At 59.8% G+C, this 18,131-nt stretch carries 18 protein-coding genes and 1 tRNA gene; 10 read left to right on the top strand and 9 right to left on the bottom strand.

Annotated elements, in window-relative coordinates:
* The first annotated feature begins 13 nt into the window (after positions 1 to 13).
* Positions 14 to 970 carry a 2-hydroxyacid dehydrogenase gene (locus ACYVDM_RS08765; protein ID WP_415786738.1) on the top strand — a complete coding sequence of 319 codons (957 nt, stop codon included), beginning with the start codon at positions 14 to 16 and terminating at the stop codon, positions 968 to 970.
* A gap of 101 nt (positions 971 to 1,071) precedes the next feature.
* On the opposite strand, the gene ACYVDM_RS08760 is transcribed toward ACYVDM_RS08765, so the two are convergent.
* Positions 1,072 to 1,362 carry a DUF3579 domain-containing protein gene (locus ACYVDM_RS08760; RefSeq protein ID WP_415786740.1) on the bottom strand — a complete coding sequence of 97 codons (291 nt, stop codon included), beginning with the start codon at positions 1,360 to 1,362 and terminating at the stop codon, positions 1,072 to 1,074.
* A 113-nt stretch (positions 1,363 to 1,475) separates the two neighbouring features.
* Between ACYVDM_RS08760 and argF the strand changes: the two genes are divergently transcribed.
* Both argF and argG read left to right on the top strand, forming a co-directional pair.
* Positions 1,476 to 2,417, top strand: coding sequence for an ornithine carbamoyltransferase (argF, locus tag ACYVDM_RS08755; protein ID WP_415787079.1), 942 nt, complete (start codon positions 1,476 to 1,478; stop codon positions 2,415 to 2,417).
* A gap of 223 nt (positions 2,418 to 2,640) precedes the next feature.
* On the top strand, positions 2,641 to 3,981 hold the full coding sequence (gene argG, locus ACYVDM_RS08750; protein WP_415786742.1) for an argininosuccinate synthase: 1,341 nt from the start codon (positions 2,641 to 2,643) through the stop codon (positions 3,979 to 3,981).
* Between the two features lie 441 nt (positions 3,982 to 4,422).
* Here the strand turns inward: argG and ACYVDM_RS08745 are convergent, their stop codons facing one another.
* The 7 genes from ACYVDM_RS08745 to ACYVDM_RS08715 all read right to left on the bottom strand — a co-directional run bounded on the left by ACYVDM_RS08745 (position 4,423) and on the right by ACYVDM_RS08715 (position 11,292).
* Positions 4,423 to 6,324 (bottom strand): potassium transporter Kup, encoded by a 1,902-nt coding sequence (locus ACYVDM_RS08745; RefSeq protein ID WP_415786744.1) that lies wholly within the window; start codon positions 6,322 to 6,324, stop codon positions 4,423 to 4,425.
* Complete coding sequence (locus ACYVDM_RS08740; RefSeq protein ID WP_415787081.1) at positions 6,321 to 7,445, bottom strand: ATP-binding protein; 1,125 nt, start codon at positions 7,443 to 7,445, stop codon at positions 6,321 to 6,323. Before ACYVDM_RS08740 ends, ACYVDM_RS08745 begins: the two co-directional genes overlap by 4 nt.
* A 50-nt stretch (positions 7,446 to 7,495) precedes the next feature.
* On the bottom strand, positions 7,496 to 8,167 hold the full coding sequence (locus ACYVDM_RS08735; RefSeq protein ID WP_415786746.1) for a response regulator: 672 nt from the start codon (positions 8,165 to 8,167) through the stop codon (positions 7,496 to 7,498).
* A 39-nt stretch (positions 8,168 to 8,206) separates the two neighbouring features.
* On the bottom strand, positions 8,207 to 8,806 hold the full coding sequence (locus ACYVDM_RS08730; RefSeq protein ID WP_415786748.1) for an ExbD/TolR family protein: 600 nt from the start codon (positions 8,804 to 8,806) through the stop codon (positions 8,207 to 8,209).
* On the bottom strand, positions 8,806 to 9,804 hold the full coding sequence (locus ACYVDM_RS08725) for a MotA/TolQ/ExbB proton channel family protein (RefSeq protein ID WP_415786750.1): 999 nt from the start codon (positions 9,802 to 9,804) through the stop codon (positions 8,806 to 8,808). Before ACYVDM_RS08725 ends, ACYVDM_RS08730 begins: the two co-directional genes overlap by 1 nt.
* A gap of 1 nt (position 9,805) precedes the next feature.
* Complete coding sequence (locus ACYVDM_RS08720; RefSeq protein WP_415786753.1) at positions 9,806 to 10,639, bottom strand: energy transducer TonB; 834 nt, start codon at positions 10,637 to 10,639, stop codon at positions 9,806 to 9,808.
* 254 nt (positions 10,640 to 10,893) lie between these two features.
* The gene (locus ACYVDM_RS08715; RefSeq protein ID WP_415786755.1) at positions 10,894 to 11,292 is read right to left on the bottom strand and encodes an Rdx family protein; all 399 of its coding nucleotides are present in this window, start codon (positions 11,290 to 11,292) and stop codon (positions 10,894 to 10,896) included.
* A gap of 214 nt (positions 11,293 to 11,506) precedes the next feature.
* Here ACYVDM_RS08715 and ACYVDM_RS08710 point away from each other — a divergent pair, with 214 nt between their 5' ends.
* The 7 genes from ACYVDM_RS08710 (at position 11,507) to ACYVDM_RS08680 (ending at position 17,599) form a co-directional block, all read left to right on the top strand.
* Positions 11,507 to 12,733 (top strand): ATP-binding protein, encoded by a 1,227-nt coding sequence (locus tag ACYVDM_RS08710; RefSeq protein ID WP_415786757.1) that lies wholly within the window; start codon positions 11,507 to 11,509, stop codon positions 12,731 to 12,733.
* Positions 12,730 to 13,281 carry a response regulator transcription factor gene (locus tag ACYVDM_RS08705; protein ID WP_415786759.1) on the top strand — a complete coding sequence of 184 codons (552 nt, stop codon included), beginning with the start codon at positions 12,730 to 12,732 and terminating at the stop codon, positions 13,279 to 13,281. The genes ACYVDM_RS08710 and ACYVDM_RS08705 overlap by 4 nt, the downstream gene beginning before the upstream one ends.
* Before the next feature lie 232 nt (positions 13,282 to 13,513).
* Positions 13,514 to 14,422, top strand: coding sequence for a ubiquinol oxidase subunit II (gene cyoA, locus ACYVDM_RS08700; protein WP_415786761.1), 909 nt, complete (start codon positions 13,514 to 13,516; stop codon positions 14,420 to 14,422).
* A complete protein-coding gene (cyoB, locus tag ACYVDM_RS08695) occupies positions 14,422 to 16,398 on the top strand; it encodes a cytochrome o ubiquinol oxidase subunit I (protein ID WP_415786764.1) in 1,977 nt (658 codons plus the stop codon). Before cyoA ends, cyoB begins: the two co-directional genes overlap by 1 nt.
* A gap of 3 nt (positions 16,399 to 16,401) precedes the next feature.
* Positions 16,402 to 17,028: a cytochrome o ubiquinol oxidase subunit III gene (gene cyoC, locus ACYVDM_RS08690; protein ID WP_415786766.1), complete on the top strand. Its 627-nt coding sequence runs from the start codon at positions 16,402 to 16,404 to the stop codon at positions 17,026 to 17,028.
* On the top strand, positions 17,028 to 17,402 hold the full coding sequence (gene cyoD / locus ACYVDM_RS08685; RefSeq protein ID WP_415786768.1) for a cytochrome o ubiquinol oxidase subunit IV: 375 nt from the start codon (positions 17,028 to 17,030) through the stop codon (positions 17,400 to 17,402). The genes cyoC and cyoD overlap by 1 nt, the downstream gene beginning before the upstream one ends.
* Positions 17,403 to 17,523: 121 nt before the next feature.
* Positions 17,524 to 17,599 (top strand) — tRNA-Val (locus ACYVDM_RS08680).
* A gap of 122 nt (positions 17,600 to 17,721) precedes the next feature.
* Here the strand turns inward: ACYVDM_RS08680 and ACYVDM_RS08675 are convergent.
* Positions 17,722 to 17,994, bottom strand: coding sequence for an HU family DNA-binding protein (locus tag ACYVDM_RS08675; RefSeq protein WP_003812968.1), 273 nt, complete (start codon positions 17,992 to 17,994; stop codon positions 17,722 to 17,724).
* Positions 17,995 to 18,131: the final 137 nt, after the last annotated feature.

Here is an 18,131-nt window from a genome sequence, read left to right as displayed (position 1 = left end):
ATTACGCAACGATATGACCACCAAGCCCCGCGTTCTTCAGGTCGGCTCCTTCTCCGGCTCCCCTTCCGCCAACCAACGTCTTGCAAAAGACTACGATGTGTTCGAGCTGTGGAAACACGCCGATCGCAAAGTCGCCCTGGCCGAATACGGCAAAGGCATCACGGCCATGGTGACCTCGGCCAACATGGGTGCGAACGCCGAGCTCATCAATGCGCTGCCCGACCTCAAGGCCATCTGCAGTTGGGGAGTGGGCTACGAAACCATCGACGTCCAGGCCGCCCGCGAGCGCGGTGTTCTGGTCAGCAACACCCCCGACGTCCTCACCGATTGCGTGGCCGATCTGGCCTGGGGTTTGCTGATCTCCGGTGCACGCCGCATGAGTCAGGGCGATCGCTTTGTGCGCGCCGGCCGCTGGGGCCAGGTCCACGGCGGCATCCCGCTCGGCACCCGTGTCAGCGGTAAAAAACTCGGCATCATCGGCCTGGGCCGCATTGGCCAAGCCATCGCCCGGCGCGGCGATGGCTTTGACATGGAAGTCCGCTACCACAACCGCCGCGCCCGCAACGACGTTCCGTATGGCTACGAAGCCTCGCTCGTCGATCTGGCGAAATGGGCGGATTTCCTGGTAGTCGCCACCGTCGGCGGCCCGGAAACCCGTCATCTGGTCAATAAAGAGGTCATCGAGGCACTCGGCCCCAAGGGCGTCATCATCAATATTGCACGCGGCCCCGTCATCGACGAGCAAGCCATGACTGCCGCGATCGAGAACGGCAAACTGGGATGCGCCGCCCTGGACGTATTTGAGTACGAACCCAAGGTACCCGAGGCCCTCATCGACAGCGACAACACCGTCCTGTTGCCGCACATCGGCAGCGCCAGCTACGAGACCCGCCTGGCCATGGAAGACCTGATGCTGGAAAACCTCCAGTCCTACTTCCAAGATGGAAAACTGGTCACCCCGGTCGAATAAGCCACCCGCACAGCCGCCACGCGGCGGCGCCGCAAATCACACAGGCCCGATGGAGGACGTCTCCATCGGGCCTGTGTATCTTTTTCCGCCGGACGATCGCTTCAGCGCTCGCGCTCTTCGGTTTTGAGGTTATTGTCCCGGGCGAAATCCACCACGAACTTGTACGCCAATGGCTCGAGCTCTCGCAAGCGTTGATCGACCACCACCCCCCTGACCCCCTCAATCATGACGGGTAACACATAAGGCGAATAGGTCAGGTGACTGCCGACCGTGCCGGGCGGGCGGAACTGGGCCATCACGCCGGCCAAGCGTTCGGCCCAGTCGCTGGGGCGAAATCGGGCGCCACTCTCGGTGACACCGTGAATAACGAATTGTTTAACGTGATCTACCATGAATTTTTCACCGCGAGCGACGTGCGGTCTGTCCGGATCAGACAAACGACAAAGATGCGACCCGCGCCGCGAATTGTATATGATTGATGTTTTATGGCTTCGCCCTCTTCATCATGACACCTCCTGCGCAACAGACCGGCCCCTTGCGGCACTTCCTGCAGTTTCGGGATTTTTCCTCTAGCGAAATCGCCTATGTCCTCGACCGCGCCCGCTTGATCAAAGACAAGTTCAAGCGCTACGAGCCCCATATGCCATTGCATGACCGCACCCTGGCCATGGTGTTCGAAAAAGCCAGCACCCGTACCCGCGTCTCGTTCGAGGCGGGCATGTACCAAATGGGCGGCTCCGTCATCAACCTGACCTCCAACGACTCCCAATTGGGCCGTTCCGAGCCCATCGAAGACACCGCCCGGGTGATTTCGCGCATGGTCGACATCGTGATGATCCGTACGTTCGAGCAAACCCGCATCGAGCGTTTTGCCTCGCATTCGCGCGTGCCCGTCATCAACGGACTGACCAACGAATACCACCCTTGCCAGATTCTCGCCGATATTTTTACGTATATCGAACATCGCGGCCCCATCGCCGGTAAAACCGTTGCCTGGATCGGTGACGCCAACAACATGTCCTACACCTGGCTACAGGCGGCCGAGATGCTGGACTTTACGCTGCACGTCTCCACGCCTGCAGGCTACGAACTCGATCCTGCCCGCATTGGCGCGCCGCCCGAGGGCGTGCTGCGCCAGTTTACCGATCCCATCGAAGCCTGCCGCGGGGCCCACCTCGTCACGACGGACGTCTGGACCAGCATGGGCTACGAAGCCGAAAACGACGCGCGCCGCGCCGCTTTCGCCGACTGGTGCGTCGATGCGGAAATGATGGCAGCCGCCGACCCCCAAGCGGTGTTCATGCACTGCCTGCCCGCCCACCGCGGTGAAGAAGTCACCGGCGACGTCATCGATGGCCCGCAAAGCGTCGTCTGGGACGAGGCCGAGAACCGCCTGCACCTCCAGAAAGCGCTGATGGAATTCCTGCTGCTGGGCAAAATCGACTGAGTCACCCGCCGGGCCACGGGCCCGGCTTTGGCCACCCAATTCGGTCGGCACCCGGCATCATTCAAACACCACACGCAAACGCGTTAAAATGGCGGATTGCGCATACCCGCAGCCAGATGCACGAGGGCCACCTGGCCTCGCCTAAGCACGCTGCCGCCATGACGCAATCCTTTTTCTCCGTTTCGTCCGTCCCGTCCGTCGCGTAGGCGCTTTAGATCACACCATGACCACTATTCTTCCCAATCTGCCCATCGGCCAGAAAGTCGGCATCGCCTTTTCGGGCGGCCTGGATACCAGCGCGGCCCTGCTGTGGATGCGCAATAACGGCGTTATTCCCTACGCCTACACGGCCAACCTCGGCCAACCCGACGAATCCGACTACGACGAAATTCCGCGCAAGGCGCTCGCCTACGGCGCCGAAAATGCCCGCCTGATCGACTGCCGCCCCCAACTGGTTGCCGAAGGCATCGCCGCCCTACAAGCCGGCGCCTTTCACATCTCGACCGGCGGCATCACCTACTTCAACACCACGCCCATCGGCCGCGCCGTCACCGGCACCATGCTCGTGGCTGCCATGAAAGAAGACAACGTCAACATCTGGGGCGACGGCAGCACCTTCAAGGGCAACGACATTGAGCGTTTTTATCGCTATGGCCTGCTGACCAATCCGGATCTCAAGATCTACAAGCCCTGGCTCGACCAGCGCTTCATCGACGAGTTGGGTGGCCGCTCGGAGATGTCCGAGTACATGCGCCAAGCCGGCTTCGACTACAAAATGTCCTCCGAAAAGGCCTATTCGACCGACTCCAACCTGCTGGGCGCCACGCACGAAGCCAAAGACCTCGAAAACCTGAATTCCGGCATCCGCATCGTCCAACCCATCATGGGTGTGGCGTTCTGGCGCGATGACGTCGCCGTCAAGGCCGAAGAAGTCACTGTGCGCTTCGACGAAGGCCAACCGGTCGCGCTCAACGGCGTCGAGTACGCTGACCCGGTCGAGCTGATGCTCGAGGCCAACCGTATTGGCGGCCGCCATGGCCTGGGCATGAGCGACCAGATCGAAAACCGCATCATCGAAGCCAAGAGCCGCGGCATCTACGAAGCCCCGGGCATGGCGCTCTTGTTCATCGCCTACGAGCGTCTGGTCACGAGCATTCATAACGAAGACACTATCGAGCAGTACCGCGAAAGCGGCCGCAAGCTCGGCCGTCTGCTGTATCAGGGCCGCTGGTTCGACCCCCAAGCGATCATGCTGCGCGAAGCCGCCCAACGCTGGGTCGCCCGCGCCGTCACGGGCGAAGTCACGCTGGAACTGCGTCGTGGCAATGACTACTCGCTGCTGAACACTGAATCACCCAACCTGACTTACGCACCCGAGCGCCTGTCGATGGAAAAGGTGGAAAACGCCCCGTTCTCGCCGGCAGATCGCATTGGCCAACTGACCATGCGCAACCTGGACATCACCGACACGCGCGACAAGCTCTTCACCTACGTGCAGGCCGGCTTGCTGGCCGCGTCGGGCACAGCGCTGCCTCAATTGAAAGACGACGGCAAGAAGAAGTAATCCTGCTGCGTAGGCTGTCTTGACTGGGATACGGCTGCACTTCGGTGTGGCCGTGTTTTTTTGCTTGCCGGGGGTTGGGTTCTTTTGGCGCAGGGGTCAGGCTTGCGTGGGTGGCGCCGGCCCCTCACCTCGGCTCGGACGCATCCAGGCGTCCTCGGACCCGCTGCGCGGGTCTGCCCTCGGATCGAAGGGCCGGCGTCACCCACGCAAGCCTGACCCCTGCTCGCAATGTCTCCAATTTCCGGATGCTGTGCATCGTTGCGCTCACCGGTGCATAACAGCGAGCGTGGCATCCTATTGACGTCAGTTCCTGGCGCGTGCCTGGGGGCCGAGCCGAAGCGAAGGGCCGGCGCGGCGCCCAGCCACGCGCCAGGAACGCCTCAATAGAACCACTCACCGCCAGCAAACACCCACAACGCAACTCAAGAACCCCACGGGGATCTACAACTCGACCTGCATTCCCATTTCCACGACGCGATTCGGCGGGATCTTGAAGAATTTGGTACTGCGCGTTGCATTGCGCGCCATAAAGGCAAACAGTGCCCGACGCCCTCTCCACATCGCTGGCTTGCGTGCCGCGACGACCGTTTGACGTGACAGGTAATACGACGTGCGCATCGGCTCGAGATCAATTTCGGGGTAAGCCTCTGCAATATGCTTCAGTACATCGGGCACATTGGGGTCTTCTTTGAAACCGTAGTGCACGACGATTTGCCAGCATGATGCAGTGACTTGTTCGACGGTAAAGCGCTCTTGGAGCGCCACATGCGGTACGTCGGCGACCTGTATGGTCAGAAACAGCACGTGATCATGAAGCACCTTGTTGTGCTTCAAGTTATGTAGCAACGAGGCGGGAACGATACCTGGATTCATGGTCATGAAAATGGCGGTGCCCGGTACCCGCGCAGGAGGAAACGCCTCCAGTTGCGTCATGAATTCCTTTAGTGGCTGATGATCGGCCTGCTGTCTTTGTGCCAGCAGATAGCGGCCACGACGCCATGTCATCATCAAGCTGAATACCGTCACGCCCACCAGCAGGGGCAGCCAGCCGCCTTCGTGGATTTTGAAAATATTGGCGCCGAACAACAGGATATCCACCACTAGCAGGACGCTCAATATGCCCAGCCAAACGACGCGCCTGCCGCCCGTTGTGCCACGAGGCAGTACGGCAAACGCCAATATCGTTGTCGTCAACATCGTGCCGGTCACAGCAAAGCCGTAAGCGGCGGCCAGGTTTTCGGAGCTTTGGAATGCCACCACGAGTATCAGGACCGACACCAGCAACCATGCATTGATCTGGGGCAGATAAATCTGCCCTTTCTCGGCGGCTGAAGTATGCAGAATCTGCATCCGCGGCCAAAAACCTAATTGCACAGCCTGACGTGTTACCGAATACGCGCCCGAGATGACGGCCTGCGCCGCGACGACGGTCGCGATGGTGGCCAATACGACCAGTGGGACCAGTCCCCAGTCAGGGGCCATCAAGAAAAAGGGATTACGAATCGCCTCGGGATCACGCAAGAGCAAGGCGCCTTGGCCAAAATAGCATAGCGTCAAGGCCGGCAGCACCATCGAAAACCAGGCACGCCGGATCGCCGGGCGACCGAAATGCCCCATATCGGCGTACAGCGCCTCTGCGCCCGTCAACGCCAATACCACGGCCCCCAGCAACAGAAAGCTGCCCGTCGGAAAATCCACAACAAAGCGCAGCCCCCATATGGGGTTCAGGGCTTGCAATATCTGCGGAGTCTGCCAGATCTGCCACCCGCCCAATATTGCCAGAGTGGTAAACCACACCGCCATCACCGGTCCGAACAGTTTGCCCACCACACTGGTGCCTTGGGACTGGATCAGGAACAACAACACGAGCACGACAATCGATATCGGCACGATCCAGTCGTCAAAAGTATGGGACACCACGCCAATACCTTCCAGTGCTGATAACACCGAAATGGCAGGCGTAATCATGCTATCGCCGTAGAACAGCGAAGCTCCGAAAATGCCCAGCACGATCAATAGCCAGCGCGATTTCCCGGCTCGTCCACGAATGGCCAACTCAAGCAGTGCCAGCGTCCCCCCCTCGCCCCGGTTGTCGGCACGCAGTATCAACAACACATACTTGAACGACACCACCAGCATCAACAGCCAGAACAAGATCGACAGCACGCCCAGGATATGAGCAGGATCCATATCCGCAAATCCGACCAGACAGGCGCGCAGCGTATACAAGGGGCTGGTCCCGATATCCCCGTAGACGACGCCCAATGCGCCCAACATCAGTGCGGCTTTCGGTGACGAGGCGTGCTCGTTGACTTGCACGCCATTCTGGGCAGAGGATGTCATAGAGTCCGATCTTGACGCGTCAGTTGCGCGCCTTTGCGAGGGCCGGGAAAAACGACCGATAAACGTGTTCCGGGATATTCGGGCCGGCTGGTAAGTTTCCACCAGGCGCCATGGGCATGCGCGATTTCACGAACGATGGCCAAGCCCAGGCCGGAGCCACCTGCGCTGGTGCCCGGGGCACGATAGAAGGCCTCGAATACGCGTTCACGCTCTTCCTCTTCGCCCGAGATACCGGGGCCGTCATCTTCGATGATCAAGGACGGCGGGTTTTCGCCGATAGTCAGCGTAATCCGTCCGCTGTCGTTGCCGTAGCGCACGGCATTATCGATCAAATTGCCCAGTAGCTCATCAAGCAGCAGCGGGTCGCCATCAATCCAGACGGGGTGATCGGGCGCCACCAGGTCGATTTCAAATTGCTCGGCGTGAGCATGGGGAATCCACTCGGCGCCACTGACTCGCACCCATTCGCATAAATCGATACGCACAAAACTATCTTGTGGACGTGCGTTGGGATCCGAGCGCGCCAGCACGAGTAGCTGTTGTCCCAGGCGGATCATTCGATCGCTAACGGCCTTGATGCGCTCGGCACGGGCCCGCACATCATCAGGCAAGGGGCGCGCCAGCATGAGTTCGGATTCCATGCGCAAGCCGCTTAGGGGGGTCCGCAGTTGGTGCGCCGCATGGCCGATAAAACGCCGTTGCGCGGCGAGCGAGGCGTTCAGGCGCAGCAGGAGATCGTTCGTGTGCGTCACCAGGGGTTCGATTTCGGCGGGGACGCCGGCGACCTCCAGAGGCTGCATGTCGTCGATGGAGCGCTGGCGAATCTCATCAGACAGATGATTGACGGAGCGCAAACCCGATTGCACGCCTTGGACGATCACCACGGCAAACACGCCGATCAACACGGCTTGCCCCAGGACCATGAGCCAGAAGAAATCTTCCAGCATCCAACCCGCCATATCCAGCTTGTGGCTGATAACCCAGGTCGCCAACAAATCCAGCACCACCAACACCAGAATGGGGGGCAGCAACCGTTTAATCAGGTAGCGTGCTAGCGAGCCACGCGGAAAAGACCAACGCGACGGCGGCGTGTCAGAGGAAAAGGAGGTGGCGTCCCACATGGTCGAAGGCGCCGGCCCGGCATCAATGCGCGAGGACCGGCGATGCGTATTCACGCCGGCTGCGTTTCCAGCATGTAACCAAAACCTCGAACGGTTTGAATGCTTGCGCCGGTGCCTTCCAGGCGCTTGCGCAGACGATACACATAGACCTCGACGGCATTCTCGCTAAAATCGGCATCCCAAGCTGACAGGGAGTTGACAATCTGTCGCTTGGTCACGACGCGACCCACGCGCGCCATCAACATTTCCAGCACGGAAAGTTCGCGTACCGACAGGGACAAGCGCTGCCCATTGGCGCGTACTTCGCGACCCACGGTATCAAACGTGAGTGCGCCGGCTTCGATCAGCGGCTGCGCCTGACCCGTGCGCCGGCGTCCAAATACCCGGACACGAGCAGCCAGCTCGGGCAAATCAAAGGGTTTGGTGACGTAATCGTCAGCGCCGGCATCCAGGCCGGCGACGCGGTCTTCCAAGCCATCTCGCGCAGTGACGATCAAGACCGGAACCTGATTGCCGTCTTGGCGCAGTTGTCGCAGCACATCCAATCCGCCGCGACCGGGCAGGTTCAGATCCAGCAGGAGCAGATCGTACGTCTGCCCTGCCAGTGCGCCCAGCACCCTGTCGCCATCAGTCAGCCAGTCGACGGCATAACCCTGATCGGCTAAAAATTCCTGGAGCGCGTGGCCCAAGGTCGTATCGTCTTCGATTACAAGTACTCGCATGGGTGGATTCTAGCGCGAACGTAATCGTGACGAAACTGACTATTGTGCGGAAGCGGGTGCAGCCCGCGCCGGCGCCGCAGCTGCGGCAGGTGCGCTGGAAGTCGTTGCACTGGAAGTGGCCGCCCCAGGAGTGGATGCCCCGATAGCGGGTGAGCCAGTCGCGGACGCCTCGTTAGCCGGCGTGCCACCGGCCGCTGCGGCCGGCGCGGTTGCCGCATCGTTCGGGGCGGGCGTCGTGATGAAACCGATACGCGACAGACCCGAGCGACGCGCAGCGGCCATGACTTTTGCCAGGGTTTCATAGCGCGTATTCAAATCGGCACGAATACGCAGCTCGGGCTGCGGCTTGGCCTGCGCCATCGTGAAGAAACGATTGGGCAAATCATCTATCGCCACGGGTTTGTCGTCCCAGAACAGCGCTCCGGCGGCATCAATCGCCAAATCGACTGTCTTGGGTTCTTGATCGATGGGTTCGGAGCTCACCTGCGGCATATTGATGCGTACCGAATGCGCCATCAAGGGTGCCGTGATGATGAAAATCACCAACAGCACCAGCATCACGTCGATCAGCGGCACCATATTGATTTCCGACACCGCGTGGCTGCCCGAACTTTTGTTGTCGAAGCTGCCAAAGGCCATTATTGTGCTCCTCGTCCATTCCCGGCCGCGTTATGACGACGCAATGCGCGCACTTTGCCGTCAGACAATTCGACCTGCTGGCCGGTGCTCAGGAACGCAAACAAATCATGCGCAAAGGCATCCAGGCGCGACAGGAATACGCGGTTGTTACGCACAAAGGTGTTGTACGCCAGCACCGCCGGAATCGCCACAGCCAAGCCCAGGCCCGTCATGATCAGCGCTTCGCCCACCGGGCCGGCAATTCGATTGATGGTCACGCCATCCGCCAGGCCGATACCAACCAGCGCGTGGTACACACCCCAGACCGTACCGAACAAGCCGACAAACGGCGCGGTAGAGCCTACCGATGCCAACACCGTCAAGCCATTCTCGAGTTTGGCGGTTTCTTCGTCAATGACCTTGCGCATGGTGCGTGTCACAAACTCACCGTTCGCGCCGGACTCTTCGAGCTTGGTCACGCCGAACTTACTGTGATGCGATTGCGCGTGCATGGCGTGGCTGGCCAAGTGCGAGAACGGGTCCCGCGCGCCGTGGGTCACGATCTCGTTTTCGACCTGCTCCAGCGAGCTGGAATTCCAGAACTTGTTCAAGAAATCCGCCGACCGACGACGCATGGTCAGATTGCTAAAGCACTTCACCACGATCAGATACCACGTCACCAGCGACATGATGATCAGGATGGCGAACAAGGTCTTGCCGACGAAATCACTCTGCGCCACAAAGTGCAGGAACCCCATGTCGGGCACCGGCAGAGGTGCCGGCGGTACGGCGGCAACCGCCTGTTGGGCCGTATCTGCAGCCTGCGACAAGGCAGGCGCTGCCTGTTGGATCGTATCGGCGGCCTGCGACAAAGCGGGCGCTACCGATTGAGCCGTATCGGCGGCTTGTTGCGCGACGGGCGCTACCCCACTGGCCGCGGACGCAGCGTCGGCGCCCGGCACGGTCGGCGTGGTGCTCGCCTGCGCCACTAGCGTGACGTTATGCATAGCGTTGGACATCTCAGTTCCTCATTACGAAATCGAATGGTAATTTGGCCTTGGCGGGGTACGCCACGCCGTTGCGAGTCAGGGGTTTAAAGCGCGCCTTACGGGCCGCCGTCAGCGCGGACTCATCCAACCGGGGAAAGCCCGAACTCTTGTCAACAGTTGCCTTCTCAACCACCCCAATTTTGTTGATTTCGACCAGGATAACGACCCGGCCTTCCTCACGGAAACGCTTGGACATCGTCGGGTAGGTGGGCAATGGCCGGCGCCCCACATACTCCACGCTGGACACCATGATGGGTTGATCCGGCGGCGGACCCTGTACAGGCGCCTGCGTCGTCTTCTCCCCTTCGAGGGCACCGGTCGGCGTAGCCGCGGGCGGTGGCGTAGGCTTGGGCCGCTCGACGGGCTTCTCAACCTTGGGTTTGGGCTTTGGTTTAGGTTTCGGCTTGGGTTTCGGCTTGGGTTTTGGTTTTGGCTCTGGCGGCTTCTCGATCACCGGCTCCGGCTCAGGCTCGGGGATGGGTTCAATAATCGGCTCCGGTTCCGGCTCAACAACCGGTTCCGGCTCAGGTTCAGGCTCGACCACTGGCTCTGGCTCTGGCTCAGGCGGAGGTTCCGGTTGCGGCTCAACCTCAGGCTCTGCCTTGGCAATCTGGGGAACAGGTGCTTCGATAACACTCACCATCACTGCTTCGGGCTCCAGCAATTGCGGTGGGGTTTCATTGGGCATCCAGTAAATCGCGCCAATCACCGCCAAGTGAGCTGCCAGCACCGTAAGACCGGCACCCACGCGCAAAGCAAGTAAAGGTTGCGAACTCGAAGACGAACCGTGTTGAAGACGAGGCATGAATCAGCCGAAAACTTCCAAGTGTCGACCGACCACGCAACCGGCACCACGCCGGAAACGCCGGGGCCGGCCCATTCCAAGCCCGACATCTTATCTTAAATGCGAATGATTCGCACAATCTTCTCGATCATGAACCACGAAATACTGTGCGTATTGATGTAAGAAAAAATTTCACCACAACCAGGAAAAGCCGCGTAAATCGTCCTATCTTCCGCACGTGTTCATGTTGTCCCGCCTCCGGCTACATCGTCCCCTCACTGGATGTCCTTACTCGATGCCCCCTCACTCGATGTCCCTGACCCGACGTCCCCCTGGGACGATGCTTGCGCGCCCGCTGTGTCCGCTGTGCCCGCCGCCCGATCGATATGCCCCAGATTTCGCTGCGGATCCAGTCGGTCGCGCACTCGCTGCTTCAATATCTTGGCGTCAGGGAACCCACCGTCCACCATCCGGTCCCATATCAGGTTGTCGTCGTAATGAATCCGGAAAACGCCCCCGGTCCCCGGCACCAGTGTCACCGCTCCCAGATCGGTACTAAAGGTCGACAGCAGTTCTTGTGCCATCCACGCGGTCCGCAGCAACCACTGGCACTGCGTGCAATACGTAAACGTTATGCAAGGACGATTTGATTCAGAATTCGAAGCCACACTCATGACAGACTCCAGGCTAGGCTTTTCAGCCCCTCTTTTCGAGGCAGTAACCGCCAGTATGCTTGTGCCCGCCGCCGCCCGGCAACCGCATTTCGCTGCGGTGCAGCAGTTGAAATGGAATCGCAATACAATAGCCTCATCTTGCCCGCTCCTGGGCGTCTCTCCCGCGCTATTGCGCCCGGCCCCCCGGCCATCATCGCCGGCCCGGATATTTGTTATGCCTGGTAGTTCCGCTAATTCGTTCCTGCGCTCTCTATGTATGCTTCGTTGGCTGGCCATCGCTGGCCAGGCCGCAACGGTGCTCGTCGCCAGTGAGCTCCTGGATCTCGACCTTCCGCTAGGACCGCTCTGGAGCGGCATAGGCGTACTGGTCACCTTTAATTTATATGCCAGTGTGCAGGTGCATCGCCGTCGCAGCGAGGCCTCCAACGGTACCGCCTTTGCGCACTTGCTGGTCGACATCGTCGTGCTGACATGGATGCTCGGCTGGAGTGGTGGCATCCACAATCCCTTCGGCCTGATGTTCCTGATTCTGATCGCGCTGGCTGCCCTGGCGCTACCGCGTGGCTGGGCACTCGCCGCCGCGATGGCCTGCCTGATCGGGTATCTACTCTCCGGCCTGATCGGCCGTCCGCTCGAAGGGCATCACAACCCTTACGCGCTCATTGTGTCGGGTATTGCCGCCAGCTTCCTGATTTCGGCCATGGTCGTCCTGTATTTTTCCACCCGCCTGGCCGCCGATCTGCGCAGCCGTGAGCGCGAGCTGGCTGCCCTGCGTGAGCGCTTTACCCGTAACGAAGGAATCGTCGCCCTGGCCACCCACGCTGCGGCGATGGCGCACGAACTCAATACCCCGCTCGCCACCATGACGCTACTGGCCGACGAAATCGCGGCCGAGGTCAAGACCGACGACCTGCGCGCCGACGTGGCCTTGCTGGGCCAGTTGCTGGCCTTGTGCCGGGAACGCATCCGTAATCTGGCCGTCCCGACCGAGGTAGACCTGGTACGCGAGGTCAGCCAGTGGCGCCTGGTGCGCCCCACGATTGATTTGCATCGCACAGGCGAACTACCCACGGCATTGCGGGTCGAGCCCGCCATCTCGCACCTGATCCAGGCCCTGCTCAATAATGCAGCCGATGCCGGCGAAGCCGCGGGCCATCCGCGTGTCGACCTGCACCTGGAATATTGCGACGGCGCGCTCGATGGCGAAGTCCGTGATCATGGCGGCGGTTTCGATCCCGATCATTCCCTGTTGCCCACGACCAGCCTGTTCAATAGCGACAAACCCAGCGGGCTCGGTGTCGGGCTCGCGCTATCCCATGCCACCGTCGAACAACTCGGTGGCAAGATGACGATGGCCCCCGCCGATGGCGGCGGCACTCGCATCCGCTTTCACCTGCCCTTGGCGTATCTTGCGACACGCGGCACCGGAACTACCCTATGAATGCCTCTGATGTCGGCCTCTTGATCGACGACGACGAACTTTATCTGCGCACTTTGCAGCGCAGCCTGACTCGCCACCACCTGGAAACGCGCACGGCCGCCAGTATCGCCGAAGCCTTGCGCGTAGCCGAAGAGACTCAACCCGCTTTTGCCCTGGTCGATTTGAAACTGGGCGAAGACTCCGGACTCACGTTGATTCGGCCACTGCGCGCGTTGCGGCCCGACATGCGCATCTTGCTGGTCACCGGCTACGCCAGCGTGGCCACCGCCGTCGAGGCTATCAAACGCGGCGCGGACGATTACCTGCCCAAGCCCGCTACTGCGCCGATGATTCTGCGCGCCCTGGGGTTGGTCAAGGCCGAATCGACCGCCATCGAGTCCACCATGACGCCGTTGCACCGTCTGGAATGGGAACACATTCAGCAAGCCCTGCACGAATGCGGCGGCAACGTCTCCGCGGCGGCCCGGCTGCTGGGCATGCACCGACGCTCCCTGCAACGCAAACTGGCCAAAAAGCCCGGTCCCGAGCGCGACCTCACGCTGGAATAGTTCCACACAGTAACGCGACATATTGTCGCACCCTATTGCTCTGCACAAAGACCACGTACCGACGGTGCAACAAGTAATTACGGGGCTCGCGCGCCTTCCGCGATGCGACTTTTCGTCGCAGGGTTGCGGCGCAACAAAGCGCTAGCATTGCGGCTTCACCGCAGCGGTGCGTCCAAACAAGACGCATCGCGTAATTCTTGCCTGCTTAGGCAGTTAACCCTCAAGGTTGTACGTGAAACACCCCCACTTTGCCACCTTCGGGCGTACGCTCGGTATTGGTGCGCTCATGCTGCTCAGCGGCTGCACAATGGAAGTGCTCTCTCCCAAGGGAGATATCGGCGCCCAGGAAAAAACCCTGATTCTCACTGCGCTGGGGCTCATGCTCCTGATCGTAGTGCCCGTCATTGTCATGATCCTGTATTTCGCCTGGAAATACCGGGCGAGCAATACGAAAGCGGTGTACATGCCGCGCTGGGCGCACTCCACGCGCATCGAAGTGGTGGTCTGGACCATCCCTTGCATCATCGTGGCCATCCTGGCCGTAATGACCTACAAATCATCCCACGCGCTGGACCCCTACAAACCCATCGAGTCCTCGGTTAAACCGGTGAACATCGACGTGGTGTCGCTGGACTGGAAGTGGCTGTTCATTTACCCGGACTACGACATCGCTACCGTGAACCAGATCGCATTCCCGGTGGACGCGCCCATCCAATTCCGCATCACCTCGTCGGCGATGATGAACTCGTTCTTCATTCCGCAGTTGGGTAGCCAGATTTACTCCATGGCGGGCATGGAAACCAAGTTGCACCTGATCGCCCGCGAGGCCGGCACCTATGCCGGTATTTCGGCCAACTACAGCGGCGCCGGTTTCTCGGGCATGCGTTTCGATGCCATCGCAACGACCCAACAAGGGTTCGAAGACTGGATCAGCAAGGCCAAGGCGTCCAGCGACGCACTGACCCCGCAGGCCTACCAAGCCCTGCTGACCCCCAGCGAGCATGACCCGGTCAAGCTGTACTCCAGCGTCCCCACGGGCATGTTCGACAACATCATGCATAACACGATGAGCAAGATTGCCGGCCTCGATCCGGCAAGCTGCACGCCCACGTCGCAGAATTTGATCGCAGGAACTAACTGATGTTCGGCAAACTCACTCTAGAGGCCATTCCGTATCACGAGCCCATCGTCATGGTGACGATGGGCGCCGTGATCCTCGGTTGCGTTGCGCTGTTGGGCGCGATTACCTATTTAGGCAAATGGAAGTACCTGTGGACCGAATGGTTCACCAGCGTCGACCACAAGCGCATCGGTGTCATGTACATCGTCGTTGCACTGGTCATGCTGCTGCGCGGCTTCGCCGACGCCATCATGATGCGCGGCCAACAAGCCGTTGCCGCCGCTGACGCAGTGGGTTATCTCCCACCCCATCACTACGACCAGATTTTCACCGCCCACGGCGTCATCATGATTTTCTTCATGGCGATGCCTTTCATTACGGGCCTGATGAACGTCATCGTGCCGCTGCAAATCGGTGCGCGCGACGTGGCCTATCCGTTCCTGAACTCGCTGAGCTTCTGGCTGTTCTGCGTCGGTGTCGTACTGATGATGCTGTCGCTGTTCGTCGGCGAATTTGCCGCCACCGGCTGGCTCGCTTACCCGCCCCTCTCGGGACTGGAGGGCAGCCCAGGCGTCGGGGTCGACTACTACATCTGGGCGCTGCAGATATCAGGGATAGGTACGACCCTGAGCGGGATCAACTTCGTCGTCACCATCCTGCGCATGCGCACGCCTGGTATGAACTTGATGAAGATGCCAGTGTTCACCTGGACCGCCCTGGTGACCAACGTCCTCATCATTGCCGCCTTCCCCGTATTGGCCGGCACGCTGGCCCTGCTGACCGCGGACCGCTATCTGGACATGCACTTCTTCACGAATGATCTTGGCGGCAACGTCATGATGTACGTGAACCTGATCTGGATCTGGGGTCACCCCGAGGTCTACATCCTGATTCTGCCCTGCTTTGGTGCATTTTCGGAAATCATCGCCACCTACTCGAAGAAGCCCCTGTTCGGCTACAACTCGATGGTCTACGCCACGGCGGCGATCGGCGTATTGTCGTTCTTTGTATGGCTGCACCACTTCTTCACCATGGGTGCTGGCGCGAACGTCAATGCGTTCTTCGGCATCGCCACGATGATCATCTCGATTCCGACCGGGGCAAAGATCTTCAACTGGCTGTTCACCATGTATCGTGGCCGTGTCGAAATGAGCACCCCGGTACTGTGGACGATCGGCTTCATGGTCACCTTCGTGATCGGTGGCATGACCGGCGTGCTGATGGCCATCCCGGGCGTATCGTTCGTGCTGCACAACAGCTTGTTCCTGATCGCCCACTTCCATAACGTCATTATTGGCGGCGTGGTGTTCGGTTGTATTGCCGCGATGACGTACTGGTTCCCCAAGGCATTCGGCTTCAAGTTGAACGAGCGCCTGGGCAAGTACTCATTCTGGTGCTGGCTCATCGGCTTCTATCTGGCCTTTATGCCCCTGTACATCCTGGGCTTCAAGGGCATGACACGCCGTATTAACCACTACGACGACCCCACCTGGCAGCCTTACCTGATCGTGGCCTTCATCGGCGCGTGCTTCGTGGCCGCTGGCATTGGCTTTATCTTGCTGCAGATCTTTGTCAGCATCCGCGACCGCAAGAAAAACATGGATCTCACCGGCGATCCCTGGGGTGGCCGCACATTGGAATGGTCGATCGCATCGCCCGCCCCGTTCTACAACTTCGCCCACCTCCCCAAAGTCGACCACCTGGATCAACACTGGGAAAACAAGGAAAACGGCACGGCCTATGCCCGCCCGACCCACTACGAAGACATCCACATGCCTCGCAACACCGGCGCGGGTGTCATCATCGGCGCCTTTGGCCTGGTCATGACCTTCGCGCTGGTCTGGCACATCTGGTGGCTGGCGATCGTCGGCTTCGTAGGCATGATTGGCTCGTTCATCGTGCGCGCCTATGACCGCGACGTCGACTACTACGTGCCCGCAAAAGAAGTCGAGCGCATCGAATCCGCCCACCTTGCCAATGTTCAAAAGGCCGTCTGAGCCATGAGTCACACTGCAACTACCCTTGCCCACGGGTCCGGCGCACACGCCGGCCACCATGACGAGCATCACGACGATGGATCCAAAACCGTAGTCGGGTTCTGGATTTACCTGATGAGCGATTTGCTCATTTTCGCTGTGCTGTTCGCCACCTTCGCCGTGCTGTCCAACGCCACCGCCGGCGGCCCGACCGGTAAAGAGCTGTTCGAACTGCCGTTCGTGCTGGTCGAGACCATGCTGCTGCTCGTCAGTAGCTTCACTTTCGGCATGGCCATGCTGAACTTGCATGCCAACAACAAGGGCCGGGTCATCGGCTGGTTGCTGGTCACCTTCCTGTTCGGCGCCGGCTTTATCGGGATGGAAATCTATGAGTTTCACCACCTGATCACACACGGCGCCGGCCCGGATCGCAGCGCCTTCCTGTCCTCGTTCTTTACATTGATCGGTACGCACGGCCTGCACGTCACGTTTGGCCTGATCTGGATCATCGTCATGATTGACATGGTGCGTCGCCACGGCCTGGACTCGATCAACAAACGACGCCTGGCATGCCTCAGCTTGTTCTGGCACTTCCTGGACATCGTCTGGATCTGCGTCTTTACCTTCATCTATCTCATGGGAGCGATCTAATGTCGCACCACACTACCTCTGCCGCAAACCACGGCCACGGTGATCACGACCACGATAGCAACAGCCACGGCTCGCTGAAGTCCTACATCGTAGGCTTCATCCTGTCCGTCATCCTGACATTGGGCTCGTTCGGCCTGCTCATGGTCGAAGGCGTACCTCGCGGCGTGATCCTGCCAGGCATCATCGTACTTTGTGTGGCGCAGTTGCTGGTGCAATTGGTGTTCTTCCTGCACATGGGTACCTCGAAATCCCAGCGCGACAATCTATCGGCTTTCGTTTTCGCCGTGTTCGTCATCGCGATCATCGTGGTGGGCTCCCTCTGGGTGATGCACAACATGAACGCCAACATGATGCACCCGATGCCGGGCATGTAATACCGCGTATGACGGTCATGTATCGCGATCAACTTTTCACGCCATTTGCCGAAGTCGTTTTGCTCCGGTATACTGCCGACCTCGTTGATCGTGATGCACGCCATCACGCAGTAGCACTCGGGGGTGCTTAGCTCAGTTGGTAGAGCGGCGCCCTTACAAGGCGTAGGTCACAGGTTCGACCCCTGTAGCACCCACCACCCCCCGAATTCGATGCCCTTGACCAACGACGGGTCACAGGCAACAAAAAAGGCACACGGAAATAACCCGGTGCCTTTTTTATTGCGCGGCACATTGTGTGCCGCAGGATCAAAACCGTCGATTAATTGACGGCGTCCTTCAGGGCCTTGCCCGGGCGGAACTTCGGCACTTTGGCCTTTTTGATCTTGATCGTCTCGCCAGTACGAGGATTGCGGCCCGTACGCGCAGCGCGCGCGGACACAGCAAACGTACCAAAGCCCACCAGCGTCACCGTACCGCCCTTTTTGAGCGTAGTTTTAACGGCACCGATCAGAGCATCCAGCGAACGGCCGGCGGCGGCTTTAGAGATATCGGCCTTGCTGGCGATATGATCGATGAGTTCGGTTTTGTTCATTCAGATTTACCCCTCAAGGTATTGGTTCTGTCGGATGCGCGCCAGCACCACAGCTACCCTGGTACCAGCAAACGGAAGAGAACATGCTTCTTTTTTTGGGCACCGCAAAACACCTCGGTGCCTTGCCATGCACAACG

The sequence above is a fragment of the Bordetella tumulicola genome (genome assembly GCF_054779135.1).
This window is presented reverse-complemented; position numbering and strand designations above follow the sequence as displayed.

Coding starts and splice junctions, on each gene's coding strand:
- cyoC (WP_415786766.1), top strand. CDS start 16,402: ATGAGTCACACTGCAACTACCCTTGCCCACGGGTCCGGCGCACACGCC.
- ACYVDM_RS08715 (WP_415786755.1), bottom strand. CDS start 11,292: ATGAGTGTGGCTTCGAATTCTGAATCAAATCGTCCTTGCATAACGTTT.
- ACYVDM_RS08725 (WP_415786750.1), bottom strand. CDS start 9,804: ATGTCCAACGCTATGCATAACGTCACGCTAGTGGCGCAGGCGAGCACC.
- ACYVDM_RS08730 (WP_415786748.1), bottom strand. CDS start 8,806: ATGGCCTTTGGCAGCTTCGACAACAAAAGTTCGGGCAGCCACGCGGTG.
- cyoD (WP_415786768.1), top strand. CDS start 17,028: ATGTCGCACCACACTACCTCTGCCGCAAACCACGGCCACGGTGATCAC.
- ACYVDM_RS08745 (WP_415786744.1), bottom strand. CDS start 6,324: ATGACATCCTCTGCCCAGAATGGCGTGCAAGTCAACGAGCACGCCTCG.
- ACYVDM_RS08740 (WP_415787081.1), bottom strand. CDS start 7,445: ATGTGGGACGCCACCTCCTTTTCCTCTGACACGCCGCCGTCGCGTTGG.
- ACYVDM_RS08735 (WP_415786746.1), bottom strand. CDS start 8,167: ATGCGAGTACTTGTAATCGAAGACGATACGACCTTGGGCCACGCGCTC.
- ACYVDM_RS08675 (WP_003812968.1), bottom strand. CDS start 17,994: ATGAACAAAACCGAACTCATCGATCATATCGCCAGCAAGGCCGATATC.
- argG (WP_415786742.1), top strand. CDS start 2,641: ATGACCACTATTCTTCCCAATCTGCCCATCGGCCAGAAAGTCGGCATC.
- cyoB (WP_415786764.1), top strand. CDS start 14,422: ATGTTCGGCAAACTCACTCTAGAGGCCATTCCGTATCACGAGCCCATC.
- ACYVDM_RS08760 (WP_415786740.1), bottom strand. CDS start 1,362: ATGGTAGATCACGTTAAACAATTCGTTATTCACGGTGTCACCGAGAGT.
- ACYVDM_RS08705 (WP_415786759.1), top strand. CDS start 12,730: ATGAATGCCTCTGATGTCGGCCTCTTGATCGACGACGACGAACTTTAT.
- ACYVDM_RS08720 (WP_415786753.1), bottom strand. CDS start 10,639: ATGCCTCGTCTTCAACACGGTTCGTCTTCGAGTTCGCAACCTTTACTT.
- argF (WP_415787079.1), top strand. CDS start 1,476: ATGACACCTCCTGCGCAACAGACCGGCCCCTTGCGGCACTTCCTGCAG.
- ACYVDM_RS08765 (WP_415786738.1), top strand. CDS start 14: ATGACCACCAAGCCCCGCGTTCTTCAGGTCGGCTCCTTCTCCGGCTCC.
- ACYVDM_RS08710 (WP_415786757.1), top strand. CDS start 11,507: ATGCCTGGTAGTTCCGCTAATTCGTTCCTGCGCTCTCTATGTATGCTT.